Origin of the sequence: Streptomyces sp. RG80, assembly GCF_040446465.1 — a bacterium.
Lineage (GTDB): Bacteria > Actinomycetota > Actinomycetes > Streptomycetales > Streptomycetaceae > Streptomyces.
This window is the reverse complement of the sequence record NZ_JBEAAJ010000007.1, coordinates 591,078-603,785: the sequence shown is the minus strand read 5'-3', so window position 1 is coordinate 603,785 and position 12,708 is coordinate 591,078. Positions and strand designations below refer to the sequence as shown.

The window sequence follows — 12,708 nt, the reverse complement described above, 5'->3', positions numbered from 1 at the left end:
GGGAGCTGGCTCTGACGGTTCATCAGATAACGGAACTGATACCAGCTCCTTTCGGAGGAGTCCACAGCGGGGAACGGACCGGAAGGGTGACTTGGGCTCCCATCGAAACCCGTTCTAGTTATAGTGGCCGGAACGCGGAGACGGGGGAGCCCATGACGCAGTCCGTGCCACAGCCCGAACCGGCGGTCGGCGACCACGGAGGCGGCGTCCGCTCCCTCCGGGTCCCCATCCCCGACAACCCCCTCGGCTTCACCCTCGTGTACGTCGTCGACACCGACCGCGGTCCGGTGCTGATCGACACGGGCTGGGACGACCCCGAGTCCTGGGACACCCTCACCGCGGGGCTGGCCGCGCTCGGGACGGCGGTCGGTGAGATCCACGGGGTGGTGATCACCCATCACCACCCGGACCACCACGGCCTGTCGGGCAAGGTACGTGAGGCCTCCGGCGCCTGGATCGCGATGCACGCGGCGGACTCGGCGATCGTCGCCCGGACCCGCGACACCGACTCCTCCCGCTGGCTGGCGTACATGTCGGCCAAGCTCACGGCGGCCGGCGCCCCCGAGGAACATGTGGCGCCTCTGCGCGGCGCCCGCCCCCGCCGGCTCCCCGGCTTCTCCCCCGCACTCCCCGACCGCGAGATCGTCCCCGGCGAACTCCTCGACCTCCCCGGCCGCCGCCTGCGCGCGATCTGGACGCCGGGCCACACCCCGGGCCATGTCTGCCTGCACCTGGAGGAGGAACACCCGGCCCGACTCCCGGGCCACGGGCGCCTGTTCTCCGGGGACCACGTGCTCCCCGAGATCACCCCGCACATCGGCCTCTACGAGGACCCCGACGACGCCACCGTCACCGACCCGCTCGGCGACTACCTCGACTCCCTCGAACGCGTCGGCCGTCTCGCCCCCGCGGAGATCCTCCCGGCCCATCAGCACACCTTCACCGACGCGGCCGCCCGGGTGAGGGAGTTGCTCGCACATCACGAGGAGCGGCTGACGGACCTGCTGGGCCTGCTCGCGTCGCCGCTGACCCCGTGGCAGCTCGCCGAGCGCATGGAGTGGAACCGGCCCTGGGACCAAATCCCTTACGGGTCAAGGAACATCGCCGTCTCGGAGGCCGAGGCCCATCTGCGGCGGCTGGTCAAGCTGGGGCGGGCGGAGGCGGTGGCGGGGAGCGAGCCGGTGACGTACGTGGCGGTGTAGCGGTCCGGCGGTCCAGCGGTGTAGATGTCCAGCCGTGTGGCGGTCCAGCCGTGTAATCGGTCGCCCCGGCCGTCCCATGGCTGCTACACAGGATCATGGACCCCATCGAGCGACTCCTCGCCGAGCGCGCCTGCGAGCGTCTCATCGTCGACTTCGTCCGCCGGCTCGACCTCGGCGAACCCGGCTCCGTCGCCGAGCTGTTCACCGCGGACGGCAGCTGGGAGTGGCCGGTGGACGGGCGGCGGTTCGCGGGGCGGGCGGCGCTGCGGGAGTACTTCGGCTCGCGTCCCGAGGACCGGCTCTCGCGGCGGGTGATGACGAACATCCTGGTCACCGTGGCGACTTCGGACACGGCGACCGCGACCTCGTACTTCACGACGTACCGCGTCGACGGCCACGACGGCGGCCCGACCCCGATCCCCTCGGGCCCGCCCGTCCAGGTCGGGCACTACGAGGACGCCTTCCGCAGATCGGCCGACGGGACCTGGCTGCTGGCGTCGCGGGTCCTGCATCTGCCGTTCGGTGGGCCCACACCGCAGGCGTCCGGGGCGAGCGCGTAGTCAAGGCACCACACGGCCCGCTCGGGTCACAGCAGGGAGCGGATCAACTCCTCGGCCTGTCCCAGGAGTTCGGTCTCGCGCCGGCTCATCGTCGGGTTCGCCGCCCGTCGTCGCCGTGCCTCCGACAGGCCCTCCTCCGTCATGGGGGAGGCGTCCGCGAGCAGCCCGGTCAGCATCGCCCTGGCCGGTTCGGCGATCGGTTCGTCGCCGACGGCGACCTGGGCGAGGATCACGGCCGACATGCCCCAGTCGAGACCCGGGTCGCCCTCCTCGGCGTTGGCCCAGTCGATGACGTAGGGGCCGTCGGGGGTCAGCATCACGTTGTCCGGATGCAGGTCCAGGTGCACCACTCGGCCCGGCACCGCGTGCAGCCGCCGCAGCAGCCCGGCGACCACCTCACCCGCCTCCCGCGCGCCGATCCGTCCGGCACCGAACGCCGCCAGCATCGTCGGCCCGTGCAGCCGTTCCATCACCAGCTCGGTCCGCGTGGAGTCCGCGATCCGCACCCGCGGCACCGGATACCCGTGCCCGCGCACCCGCTCCATGACGGCCGCCTCGGCGAGCGCGTCCCCGTACCCGTCCCGGGCCCGCCGCAGCACCCACGCCTCGTCGATCTCGTACACGTCGGACGCCCGCCCCGAGCCGATGAGTCTCCCCGTGATCTCCATGTGCCCGAAACTACCGCCGCTCACAGGCGGCCCTCAGCCGCTCCGCTACGGCCCGGTACAGTGGCCGGGTCGTCATCACACCCGTACGGGGGGAAGCCGGTGCAATTCCGGCGCTGACCCGCAACCGTGAGCCGTCTCCTCCGGGAGCCGGCGAGCCGGATCGCCCCGTGCGGACTCGTTGACCGGCTCACGCGCATCGGCAACCGGCCGGTGCGCGGCACCGTCGAGGTCTACGGAGCCGAGCCGCCCGGGGTCGTCCCGTGCTGCCCGGCTCCCCCCGCAGGGAGAGGCATCCGCCGATCATGAACGTCCGCCGCAGTGCCGCGGTCCTGGCCGCCAGCGTAGTGATCGGCACGGCCGCGCCGGCCGTGGCCGCGAGTCCCTCACCGTCGCCTTCGGTGGTGATCCCGGAGGGGTTGTACGGGAGCGGGGACCCCACGTACGACGGGGTGTGGCGGCAGTCGCAGACGCTGCTCGCGCAGCTGGAGCAGGACGTGGTCCCCGCCGACGAGGCCGTGGACTGGCTGGCCGGCCAGCAGTGCGCGAACGGGGCCTTCCCCGCCTTCCGCGCGGACACCACCAAGCCCTGTGACGCCAAGGTCGTCGTCGACACCAACAACACGGCCGCCGCCGTCCAGGCCCTCGAGGCGACCGGCGGCCACGAGGACGCGTCCGGCAAGGCGATCGCCTGGCTGAAGTCCGTGCAGAACAAGGACGGCGGCTGGGGCTACACGCCGGGCGGGCCGAGCGACGCGAACTCCACGTCCGTGGTGATCGGCGCGCTGACGGCCGCCGGTCAGAAGGTCACGGCGGTCGAGAAGAACGGCCGGACGCCGTACGACGCCCTGCTGAAGCTCGCGCTCCCCTGTACCGGGGACGGCGCGGGCGCCTTCGCCTTCCAGCCCGACAAGAAGGGCGGGCTCGCCGCCAACGCCGACGCGACGGCGGCCGCGGTGCTCGGCGCGCTCGGCGAGCAGCAGACGAACGTCCACGCCGACGACGACAAGGCCGCGGCCTCCTGCGAGAAGCCCGGCGACGCCGAGCAGGCCGCGCACAACGGCGCCTCCTACCTCGCCAGGACCATGGCGAAGGACAAGCACCTCACGTCGGCCATGCCCGGATCCGAGGACCAGCCCGACTACGGCAACACCGCGGACGCGGTCGTCGCCCTCGCGGCCACCGACTTCCACACCGAGGCCACCGCGTCCGGCCGCTGGCTGGCGGCCAACGCCCTGAAGTGGGCCGAGCAGAGCGGTCCGGCCGCCTACGCGCAGCTCGTCCTCGCCGCCCAGGCCGCCGGTCTGAACCCGCGCGACTTCGGCGGCCAGGACCTCGTGGCCCTCCTGAACGCCACCGGCCCGAAGCCGGAGCAGGTGCCAACCGCGAACGAGAGCCGGGCCCCGGAGGCGGACGACGAGGCGGCGGCGGAGAAGGACGACGAGGGCGTCAGCGTCTGGTGGATCGTCGGCGTCGGACTCGTGGCCGGCATCGGCGTCGGCTTCCTGATCAGCGGCCGCAACAAGAAGCGGCAGCCGTGATCCGCCGAGTCCTCGCACCGCTCCTGGCCGCGCTGGTCCTCCTGACCGGCGCCGCCCAGGGCGCCCAGGCCGCCGGCTACCGCTACTGGTCCTTCTGGGACCGCACCGGCGACACCTGGACGTACGCCACCCAGGGCCCCGCCACCGTCGTCCCCTCCGACGGCGACGTCCAAGGCTTCCGGTTCGCCGTCAGCGAGGACTCCTCGGACGCGACGAAGCCCCGCGGTACGGCGTCCTTCACGGCGATCTGCGCGAAGACCCCGGCCGAGGAGGGCCGCAAGCGGGTGGCGCTGGTCATCGACTTCGGTACGGCGACGGACGCGCCCTCCGGGGAGAGTCCGCCCGCGGCGCGTACGGCGTGCGCGGTGGTCGCCCGGGACGCCACGAGCGCGGAGGCGCTGGCGTCGGTCGCCAAGCCTCTTCGGTACGGCACCAACGCGCTGCTGTGCGCCATCGACGGGTATCCGCAGACGGGGTGCGGGGAGCCGGTGGCCTCGGGAAAGAAGCCGGAAACGGCCTCGCCCGAGAAGACGGCCTCCGCCGAGAAGAAGGGCGACGACGGGGGTCCGTCGGTGGGCCTGTTCGTCGGCGCCGCGGCGGTGGCCGCGCTGGGCGCGGCGGCGGTGTGGCAGGCCAGGCGGCGCGGGAATGCGCGCTGACCCCGCGCACCCGGCCGGCCGTCGCGCCTCTCGGCCCCGCCCCGCGCCGCACCCGGTCGGCGGTCGCGCCACGCAGCTCCACCCCGGCGCCTGGTGGGTCTGGGCCCTCTCCCTCGGTGTCGCGGCCACCCGCACCACCAACCCCCTCCTCCTCGCCCTCCTCATCGCCACCTCCGCCTATGTGGTGGCGGCCTGCCGTCCCGACGCGCCCTGGGCCCGGGCCTACTCCGCCTTCGTCAAGCTCGGCCTCGCCGTGCTCCTCATCCGCCTGGCCTTCGCCGTCACCCTCGGCTCCCCGCTCCCCGGCACGCATGTGATCGTCACCCTCCCCGAACTCCCGCTCCCCGACTGGGCGCAGGGCATCCGCCTGGGCGGCAGGGTCACCGTCGAGACACTGGTCTTCGCGCTCTACGACGGCCTGAAGATCGCCACGCTCCTCATCTGTGTCGGCGCCGCGAACTCCCTCGCCCACCCCGGCCGGCTTCTGAAGTCCCTGCCCGGCGCGCTCTACGAGATGGGCGTGGCCGTGGTCGTGGCGATGACCTTCGCCTCGAACCTCATCCTCGACGTCCAGCGGCTGCGCGCCGCCCGCCGGTTGCGTGGCCGTCCGGACCGTGGCGTCCGAGGTCTGCTGCAAGTGGCCCTCCCGGTGCTGGAGGGCGCCCTCGAACGCTCCGTCTCCCTCGCCGCCGCGATGGACGCGCGCGGCTACGGCCGCACCGCCGACGTCCCCGCCCCCGTCCGCCGTACGACCGCCGCCCTCACCCTCGGCGGGCTGCTCGGCATCTGCGCCGGAACGTACGGTCTGCTCACCGCCGAAGGCGGCACGTACGGGATGCCCGTCCTGCTCGCCGGGGTCGCGGCCGCCCTCGTCGGCCTGCGGCTGGGCGGCCGTCGTACGCCGCGCACCCGGTACCGTCCGGACCGTTGGGGCACGCGCGCGTGGCTGGTGGCGGGTTCCGGCGTGGCGGTGGCCGTGGGGATGTTCGTCGCGGCCGCCCGTGACCCGGTCGCCCTGCACCCCGGTGTGATCCCGTTGGTCGCGCCCACCCTGCCGCTCTGGCCCGCCGCCGCGGTCCTGCCTGGGCTGCTGCCCGCCTTCCTCGCCCCCGACAAGGAGCCGTCGTGATCCGCTTCGAGGACGTCTCCGTCAGCTACGAGGACGCGCCCGAACCCGCCGTCCAGGGCGTGGACTTCGAAGTGCCGGAGGGTGAACTCGTGCTGCTCGTGGGCCCGTCCGGCACCGGCAAGTCCACGATTCTCGGCACCGTGAGCGGTCTCGTCCCGCACTTCACCGGCGGCACCCTGCGCGGCCGCGTCACGGTCGCCGGCCGCGACACCCGCACCCACAAGCCGCGCGAACTGGCGGACGTCGTGGGCACGGTGGGCCAGGACCCGCTCGCCCACTTCGTGACGGACACCGTCGAGGACGAACTCGCGTACGGCATGGAGTCGTTGGGCCTGGCGCCCGAGGTGATGCGCCGCCGCGTCGAGGAGACCCTCGACCTGCTCGGCCTCACCGACCTGCGCGCCCGCCCCATCGCCACCCTCTCCGGCGGCCAGCGCCAGCGCGTCGCGATCGGCTCGGTCCTCACCCCGCACCCGAAGGTCCTGGTCCTCGACGAACCGACCTCGGCCCTCGACCCGGCCGCGGCGGAAGAGGTCCTGGCCGTCCTCCAGCGCCTCGTCCACGACCTCGGCACCACGGTCCTCATGGCCGAGCACCGCCTGGAACGCGTCATCCAGTACGCCGACCGGATCGCCCTCCTGCCCGGCCCGGGAGCGGCGCCCGTGCTCGGCACGCCGGCCGAGATCATGGCCGTGTCGCCGGTGTATCCGCCGGTGGTGGACCTGGGCCGGCTCGCGGGCTGGTCGCCGCTGCCCCTCACGGTGCGGGACGCGCGGCGCAGGGCGGTGGGCCTGCGGGAACGGCTCGAGAAGCGGGGGGTGAGCGCGGATGGGAGCTCGGACGGCAGCGCGGCCGTGAGCGCCCCGAAGGTGCGCGGGGCTGTGTCGGTCGGCGGCTCCGCCGCGGGGACCCGCTGGTTCCGGCGGCGCGCACAGGCCCCCGCCCCCTCCCCCCACACCGCGGAGGTCCGCGCCCTCACCGTCACCCGGTCCCGCGTCCAGGCCCTGCGCCACGTGGACCTCGCCATCGCCCCAGGCGAGACCATCGCCCTCATGGGCCGCAACGGCGCCGGGAAGTCCACCCTCCTCAACACTCTCGTAGGCCTGGTCCAGCCCACCTCCGGCACGGTCCGCACCGGCGGCGCCACCCCCCATCTCACCGCCCCCAGGGACCTGGTCCGCCGGGTGGGCCTGGTCCCCCAGGAGCCCCGCGACCTCCTGTACGCCGAGACGGTCGCCGCCGAGTGCGAGGCCGCCGACCGCGACGCGAGCACGGCGCCCGGCACCTGCCGTGCCCTCGTCTCCGAGCTGCTCCCCGGCGTGAGCGACGACATCCACCCCCGCGACCTCTCCGAGGGCCAGCGACTCGCGCTCGCCCTGGCCGTCGTCCTCACCGCCAGGCCGCCGCTCCTCCTCCTCGACGAACCGACCCGCGGTCTGGACTACGCGGCGAAGGCCAGGCTGGTCGCGGTCCTGCGGGGGCTGGCCGCCGAGGGGCACTCGATCGTGCTGGCCACGCACGACGTGGAGCTGGCCGCCGAGCTGGCCCACCGGGTGGTGCTCCTCGCCGACGGTGAGGTGATCGCGGACGGCCCGGCAGCGGACGTGGTCGTCGCCTCCCCCTCCTTCGCGCCGCAGGTCAGCAAGGTCCTGGCGCCGCAGAAGTGGCTCACGGTCGCGCAGGTGAGGGAGGCGCTGGGATGACGGCCGTCCGGCTGGGACCCCGTTCCGTCGCCGCTCTCGTGATCACCGGTGTGGTCGGTGCCGTGGCGTTCGGCTGGCCCTTCCTCGCCTCGCCCACCTCCGCGGTCGGCACCCACAGCCAGGACGCGCCGTGGCTCTTCGCGGGTCTGCTGCTCCTGCTGGTCGCCGTGGTGGCCGCGGCGATCTCGGAGGCGGGGCTGGGGCCGAAGGCGGTGGCGATGCTGGGCGTGCTGGCCGCCACCGGGGCGGCGCTGCGGCCCATCGGTGCCGGGACCGCCGGTATCGAGCCGATGTTCTTCCTGATGGTGCTGAGCGGCCGGGTCCTCGGTCCGGGCTTCGGGTTCGCGCTCGGGTCCACGACGATGTTCGCGTCGGCGCTGCTGACGGGCGGGGTGGGGCCGTGGATGCCGTTCCAGATGATGGCGATGGGCTGGTTCACGATGGGCGCGGGCCTGCTGCCGGGCCGGGTCCGGGGGCGGGCGGAGCCGCGGATGCTCGCCCTGTACGGGTTCCTGGCGGCCTTCGCGTACGGCACGGCGATGAACCTCGCGGGCTGGCCCTTCATGGGCGCGCTGGCCTCGAACATCGCCTTCGTCCCCGGGGACCCGGTGCCCGAGAACCTGGCCCGCTTCGTCGCCTACTGTCTGGCCACGTCCCTCGGCTGGGACCTGGGCCGGGCGGTGTGCACGGTGGTGCTGACCTTCCTGCTCGGCCCGGCCGTGCTCAGGGCGCTACGCAGAGCCACCCGGCGAGCGAGGTTCGAGACCGCGGTCACATTCGAGCCTCGTTGACCGGTGAACCGTCCCACATGACCCACATCACTCACTATCCGACCTAGTAGTGCATTTCGGACGCCATGCTCATGCCATAACAGCCTCTGACCTGCACATTGAGAGCCACGTCACACGAATCACCTTCACCCCAGATGCGACCACAACTAGTAAAAGGGGGCATTGCGGACGCCCTCCGAGCCTGTTTCTCTGGACAACGTCGCACGGCGCCGACCCGCCCCACGGGCCTCGGCGCCGACGCATGAACCCGGCCCTCCGGACACATGCAGGCGACGACCCTGTCCCCGAAGAAAAGGTTCTCCGTGTCCGTCTCCCGCATCGTTCGCCGCATCGCTTCTCCGAAGAAGGCCATCACCACCGTCGCGATGGCCGCCGCCACCGCCGGTCTGGTGATGACCGCGGCGCCCGCTCAGGCGGCCACCACCGACTCCACCGCCGAGGCCAAGTCCATCGCGCGCCAGATGATCCCGAACACCGCCCAGTACAACGCGTTCGCCAAGATCGTCGAGCACGAGAGCGGCTGGGACGTCGACGCCACCAACGCCTCCTCCGGCGCCTACGGCCTGGTCCAGGCCCTGCCCGGCTCCAAGATGGCCACCGCCGGCTCGGACTGGCAGACCAGCGCCGAGACCCAGATCGAGTGGGGCCTGAAGTACATGAACGAGCGCTACGGCAGCCCGACCGGCGCCTGGGCGTTCTGGCAGGCCAACGGCTGGTACTGAGCCGACCCGCGCAGCCGACCCGCGCGGCGCCCGGAACATCCGAAGGCGGCGGCCCCCTCCACAGGGGGCCGCCGCCTTCGTCGTTCATGGTCCACTGGGCCGGTGAGCACTGAGACCCCGACGCCCACCCCCGAGGACCGCGGACTGCGCCTGGTGCCGGTGCTGCTCGCACTGACGCTGGTCAGCGGTCTGATCGACGCCGTCAGCTATCTCGGCCTCGGCCATGTCTTCACCGCGAACATGACCGGCAACGTGGTGGTGCTGGGCTTCGCGGCGGCCGGGGCGCCCGGCTTCTCGGTCCCGCACACGCTGACGTCGCTGGGCGCGTTCGTCGTGGGCGCCACCGCGGGCGGTCGGGTCGCCGTACGCCTCGGCGGCGGCTCGCGTCGTACCTGGGCCCGCCTCGCCCTCGCCGTGGAGGCGGTCCTGCTCGGCGCGTCCGCGGTGATCGCCTTCGCCGCGCCGGACGCCACGGCCACCGTCTACGCCCTCATCGCGGTCACGGCCTTCGCGATGGGCCTGCGCAACGCCACGGTCCGGCGGCTCGGCGTCCGCGACCTCACCACCACGGTCCTGACCATGACCCTGACGGGCCTCGCCGCGGACTCGCCCGCGGGCGGCGGACCGGGCACCCGCTCCTTCCGCCGCTCGGCCGCGGTCCTCGCGATGGTCGCGGGCGCCGCGCTCGGGGCGTGGCTGATGCGCGACCACGGCCTGGGCGTCCCGCTGCTGGTCTCGGCCGTGCTGGTGGCAGGGCTGGCGGCGGTGGCGGCGGGGCGGGAGTAACGGCGGATCAGCGCCACCGCGGCGGGATGTTGGCCAGTTGCTCCAGCAGGTCCCAGCCCTCGCTCTTCCGCTTGCGTTCCTCCCGCGGGCTGCTCCACGGGGCGCCCTGTCCCACCCAGTAGCCGCGGTAGCCGCGCAGCCCCAGGACGCTGTCGTCCCCGACATCGGACTCGTTGCCGCAGCACGAGCAGATCTCCGCCGTGGGCCGGCCGCCCTCCCAGAACACCTCGACCGCAGCCTGACGACTTCACCGAACGCAGGTTCGATCAATTCGCTTGATGTGGGGACTGTAGGTGACAGAGCATTCCTACGATGCCCCGCGAACTCCTCCCCTTCGACCTCACCTGGCCCGAGGTCGACCCCCGGCGCCACCCCTTCGACAGCGCCGCCGCGCTCGATGTCGTCCGGGGTCTGGAAGCGGCGAGCCGGGTCCCGGTGCGGCCGGTCACCCAGCGCTCGTCCGATCCCGCCGAGCGGTCCGCGGAGTACGGCGTGCTCTGCCAGTGGTCCCACGACGAAGGCTGGCACTGGGCCCACGCCATGACCGAGGACCTCGCCGCGCGCTACGGCCGCTGGAGCACCGGCTGGCGCTGGGCGCACGACGAGGGCGACCTCGGCGGCGGGCCGGTGGGCGGCTGGTGCTGCACCCTGCACTCGATCGGCACGCCCGAGGAGACGCTCGCGCGGGTCGCCGCCTCGCTGTGCGAGTGGCGGGACTGGCTGGAGTACCTGAGCCGTCGGTTCGACGCCTATCCCCTGTCCACCTCGGACCCCGAGGACCGCCGGGACGCCTGGGAGCGCGCCACGCAGCACCTGATCCTCCAGGTCCTGGACCGCACCGGCTCCGGAGACGCCTGGTACAGCCACTGCCGGCAGGTCCTGAGCTGGTTCCTCACCCGCTGGGAGGTGCCCCCGCAGACCGCCGGGACGCTGGTCGAGGAGGCGATCGGCGGCCGCTTCGAGAGCTGGACCATGCCGGAGGGGAAGCTGGTGGACGACGTGGCGGAACAACTGGCCGCGTTCCTGGAACCCGGCACCGAGCCCCCGCCCGACGCCGGCGACTACCGCTACACCTCCGCACACCTCCAGTCGTACCTCGACGAATGACCACCGAGCCGACAAACAGCCGACACCCGACCGAGCCCCCGCCGGCCCGGCCCACGACCGACGCCGGAACAGCCCGGCAGCCGGCCAAGACCCCGCCAGTCCGGCACCAGGCCGAAGCCCCGACCCTCCCGCCCATGACAAGGGCTCGGGCAGCCCAGCCCACGGCCGACACCCCGGCACCCCAGCACCCGACCGAAACCCTGACAGCCCAGCCCACGGCCGGGGCGTTGACAGCCCCACGCCCGACCGACACCCCCACAGCCCAGCGCCCGGCCGAGGCCCCGCCGGCCCGGCCCACAGCCGGCACCCCAACCGGTCAGCCCGCCCCCGACCACCTCCGCGGCTGGCTGGACCTCCGCGCCCGCATCCGGTGGCACCGGGCGCGAACCGCCCCCGCCCCCGTCACCCCCACCCGTGACGGCGCCGCACACGACATCCGCGCCCACGACCACGCCCGGTCCCCGCAACGCGCGGCACGTCTGCTCGACGCGCTCGCGCTGGCCCGTGCCGACGCGGTCTCCGCCGTGCCCCTGACCTTCGGGCTGCTCGGCACCTGGCAGCGGCATGTCCTGGGCGGCGCCGAGGCTCCGCCGTTCCGTGGCGACCCCGCGTACGCCAAGTCCGGCCGCGAGCGCTACGGCACCGGGCCGGACCTGCCCGCCCGCCTGGACGCCTGTCTGGCCGAGGCCTGCGACCCCGCGCTGCCCCTGACCGCCCGGGCCGCCCGCGCCTACCTCGACGTGTGCTTCTTCCACCCCTTCGACGACGGCAACGCGCGCTCCGCGTTCCTCACTCTGACCTTCGTGCTGGCCCGGGAGGGCGTCGGTCTCGACCAGGTCGGCCCCGTGCGCCGGATCCGGCGCCGCGCCGACGACCCCGAGGGCGCGCTCGCGCTCGCGGACCTGCTGGCCGTGCTGATCACGGCCGCAGCGGGTCGACCGGCACCCGGTGGTCCGGGCTGCCGTCCTTCGCCAGCATGGAGTGGTCCTCGGCCACCGCGCGGTAGAGCCTGATGCCGGAGTCGCCGCGCACGTCGTCGAGGGTCCAGACCCGTCCGCCGTGCGCCACCGAACGCCGGGAGAAGACCTCCAGCGCGCGCTCGGCGGCTATGTCGTCCACGACCTCCTCGGCCACGCCGGCCATGTACACACCCTGACCGGTGCCGATCTCCACCGACGAGTCGAAGACCGAGATGCCCACCGCACGCCGTACCGCGATGTTCCGGGAATGGGTGACCTCCGGCGAGGACACCCAGAAGAACTCCCGATACCCCTCGTGGGCGAAGTAGACGGGCGAACTCCACGGCCGCCCGTCCGCGTCGGCCGTGGCCAGCACCAGGTACCGGTTCCCGTCGACGATCCCCCGCGCGACCTCGGCGCGGCTCATGAGCGGCTCCGCCGGAAGAGCAGCCCGAAGTCCCGCTCCCATGGCACCGATTCGTCCTTCGCCAGCTCCCAGGCGCCCCGGATGACATCGCCCTCGACCCGCCCGGTGAACCGCTGCCGGAAGGCCAGCGGCGAGAAGTCCGCCCGCTCGCGCGACAGCCGCCACTCCTCGCCGTCGAAGGTCATGGCGTACGTCCGTACGACCCCGCGCGTGTCGAAGTAGTGGTACGTGTACGCCCCCGACTCGGGGTCGACGGCGATGACCGCCATGCTGTCCGGCGCCCCGGGGACGGGGATCTCGGTGCGCTGCACCAGGAACCGCCCGTCCAGGTCCCACGCGAACACGCACCGCGCGGGAGGCCCGTCGGCCCCGGGCAGGTCGGCCTCGACGGACCACTCCCCGACCAGCACCCCGAGCCTGTCCAAGGCTTCCCGCTCCGCCGATCCGCCCATCGCGG

The 12,708-nt window shown here is 73.6% G+C and carries 15 protein-coding genes and 1 riboswitch; of the genes, 11 read left to right on the top strand and 4 right to left on the bottom strand.

Features of this window, described 5'->3' with window-relative positions:
* Nucleotides 1-152 precede the first annotated feature (152 nt).
* Both ABKA17_RS26510 and ABKA17_RS26505 read left to right on the top strand, forming a co-directional pair.
* On the top strand, nt 153-1,202 hold the full coding sequence (locus ABKA17_RS26510; protein ID WP_353694734.1) for a Strvi_7410 family MBL fold metallo-hydrolase: 1,050 nt from the start codon (nt 153-155) through the stop codon (nt 1,200-1,202).
* Nucleotides 1,203-1,297: 95 nt separating this feature from the next.
* Nucleotides 1,298-1,762, top strand: a complete 465-nt coding sequence (locus ABKA17_RS26505; RefSeq protein WP_353694733.1) for a nuclear transport factor 2 family protein — start codon at nt 1,298-1,300, stop codon at nt 1,760-1,762.
* 26 nt (nt 1,763-1,788) lie between these two features.
* On the opposite strand, the gene ABKA17_RS26500 is transcribed toward ABKA17_RS26505, so the two are convergent.
* Nucleotides 1,789-2,430 (bottom strand): phosphotransferase, encoded by a 642-nt coding sequence (locus ABKA17_RS26500; RefSeq protein WP_353694732.1) that lies wholly within the window; start codon nt 2,428-2,430, stop codon nt 1,789-1,791.
* Nucleotides 2,431-2,485: 55 nt separating this feature from the next.
* Nucleotides 2,486-2,617, top strand: a riboswitch (cobalamin riboswitch).
* Nucleotides 2,618-2,732: 115 nt separating this feature from the next.
* On the opposite strand from ABKA17_RS26500, the gene ABKA17_RS26495 reads away from it, so the two are divergent.
* The 7 genes from ABKA17_RS26495 to ABKA17_RS26465 all read left to right on the top strand — a co-directional run bounded on the left by ABKA17_RS26495 (nt 2,733) and on the right by ABKA17_RS26465 (nt 9,758).
* Complete coding sequence (locus ABKA17_RS26495) at nt 2,733-3,968, top strand: SCO2321 family membrane protein (RefSeq protein WP_353694731.1); 1,236 nt, start codon at nt 2,733-2,735, stop codon at nt 3,966-3,968.
* The gene (locus tag ABKA17_RS26490; protein WP_353694730.1) at nt 3,965-4,627 is read left to right on the top strand and encodes an SCO2322 family protein; all 663 of its coding nucleotides are present in this window, start codon (nt 3,965-3,967) and stop codon (nt 4,625-4,627) included. Before ABKA17_RS26495 ends, ABKA17_RS26490 begins: the two co-directional genes overlap by 4 nt.
* On the top strand, nt 4,617-5,756 hold the full coding sequence (locus ABKA17_RS26485) for an energy-coupling factor transporter transmembrane component T (RefSeq protein ID WP_353694729.1): 1,140 nt from the start codon (nt 4,617-4,619) through the stop codon (nt 5,754-5,756). The genes ABKA17_RS26490 and ABKA17_RS26485 overlap by 11 nt, the downstream gene beginning before the upstream one ends.
* Nucleotides 5,753-7,459, top strand: coding sequence for an ABC transporter ATP-binding protein (locus tag ABKA17_RS26480; protein ID WP_353694728.1), 1,707 nt, complete (start codon nt 5,753-5,755; stop codon nt 7,457-7,459). Before ABKA17_RS26485 ends, ABKA17_RS26480 begins: the two co-directional genes overlap by 4 nt.
* Nucleotides 7,456-8,250 (top strand): ECF transporter S component, encoded by a 795-nt coding sequence (locus tag ABKA17_RS26475; RefSeq protein ID WP_353694727.1) that lies wholly within the window; start codon nt 7,456-7,458, stop codon nt 8,248-8,250. The genes ABKA17_RS26480 and ABKA17_RS26475 overlap by 4 nt, the downstream gene beginning before the upstream one ends.
* A gap of 302 nt (nt 8,251-8,552) precedes the next feature.
* Entirely contained in the window at nt 8,553-8,972 is a 420-nt protein-coding gene (locus ABKA17_RS26470; RefSeq protein WP_353694726.1) for an aggregation-promoting factor C-terminal-like domain-containing protein, read from the top strand.
* A 102-nt stretch (nt 8,973-9,074) separates the two neighbouring features.
* Nucleotides 9,075-9,758, top strand: coding sequence for a YoaK family protein (locus ABKA17_RS26465; protein WP_353694725.1), 684 nt, complete (start codon nt 9,075-9,077; stop codon nt 9,756-9,758).
* A 7-nt stretch (nt 9,759-9,765) separates the two neighbouring features.
* On the opposite strand, the gene ABKA17_RS26460 is transcribed toward ABKA17_RS26465, so the two are convergent.
* Nucleotides 9,766-9,984, bottom strand: coding sequence for a hypothetical protein (locus ABKA17_RS26460; protein ID WP_353694724.1), 219 nt, complete (start codon nt 9,982-9,984; stop codon nt 9,766-9,768).
* A gap of 86 nt (nt 9,985-10,070) precedes the next feature.
* Here ABKA17_RS26460 and ABKA17_RS26455 point away from each other — a divergent pair, with 86 nt between their 5' ends.
* Both ABKA17_RS26455 and ABKA17_RS26450 read left to right on the top strand, forming a co-directional pair.
* Complete coding sequence (locus ABKA17_RS26455; protein ID WP_353694723.1) at nt 10,071-10,865, top strand: hypothetical protein; 795 nt, start codon at nt 10,071-10,073, stop codon at nt 10,863-10,865.
* 134 nt (nt 10,866-10,999) lie between these two features.
* Nucleotides 11,000-11,878 (top strand): Fic family protein, encoded by an 879-nt coding sequence (locus tag ABKA17_RS26450; RefSeq protein WP_353694722.1) that lies wholly within the window; start codon nt 11,000-11,002, stop codon nt 11,876-11,878.
* Here ABKA17_RS26450 and ABKA17_RS26445 read toward each other — a convergent pair.
* The gene (locus tag ABKA17_RS26445; RefSeq protein WP_353694721.1) at nt 11,784-12,251 is read right to left on the bottom strand and encodes a pyridoxamine 5'-phosphate oxidase family protein; all 468 of its coding nucleotides are present in this window, start codon (nt 12,249-12,251) and stop codon (nt 11,784-11,786) included. The two genes, ABKA17_RS26450 and ABKA17_RS26445, sit on opposite strands and share 95 nt — an antisense overlap.
* Complete coding sequence (locus ABKA17_RS26440; protein ID WP_353694720.1) at nt 12,248-12,703, bottom strand: hypothetical protein; 456 nt, start codon at nt 12,701-12,703, stop codon at nt 12,248-12,250. Before ABKA17_RS26440 ends, ABKA17_RS26445 begins: the two co-directional genes overlap by 4 nt.
* Nucleotides 12,704-12,708 lie beyond the last annotated feature (5 nt).

Excerpts from the sequence above, each read along its gene's own strand:
- ABKA17_RS26510 (WP_353694734.1), top strand. The coding sequence starts at position 153 with ATGACGCAGTCCGTGCCACAGCCCGAACCGGCGGTCGGCGACCACGGA.
- ABKA17_RS26505 (WP_353694733.1), top strand. The coding sequence starts at position 1,298 with ATGGACCCCATCGAGCGACTCCTCGCCGAGCGCGCCTGCGAGCGTCTC.
- ABKA17_RS26500 (WP_353694732.1), bottom strand. The coding sequence starts at position 2,430 with ATGGAGATCACGGGGAGACTCATCGGCTCGGGGCGGGCGTCCGACGTG.
- ABKA17_RS26495 (WP_353694731.1), top strand. The coding sequence starts at position 2,733 with ATGAACGTCCGCCGCAGTGCCGCGGTCCTGGCCGCCAGCGTAGTGATC.
- ABKA17_RS26485 (WP_353694729.1), top strand. The coding sequence starts at position 4,617 with ATGCGCGCTGACCCCGCGCACCCGGCCGGCCGTCGCGCCTCTCGGCCC.
- ABKA17_RS26475 (WP_353694727.1), top strand. The coding sequence starts at position 7,456 with ATGACGGCCGTCCGGCTGGGACCCCGTTCCGTCGCCGCTCTCGTGATC.
- ABKA17_RS26455 (WP_353694723.1), top strand. The coding sequence starts at position 10,071 with ATGCCCCGCGAACTCCTCCCCTTCGACCTCACCTGGCCCGAGGTCGAC.
- ABKA17_RS26450 (WP_353694722.1), top strand. The coding sequence starts at position 11,000 with ATGACAAGGGCTCGGGCAGCCCAGCCCACGGCCGACACCCCGGCACCC.
- ABKA17_RS26445 (WP_353694721.1), bottom strand. The coding sequence starts at position 12,251 with ATGAGCCGCGCCGAGGTCGCGCGGGGGATCGTCGACGGGAACCGGTAC.
- ABKA17_RS26440 (WP_353694720.1), bottom strand. The coding sequence starts at position 12,703 with ATGGGCGGATCGGCGGAGCGGGAAGCCTTGGACAGGCTCGGGGTGCTG.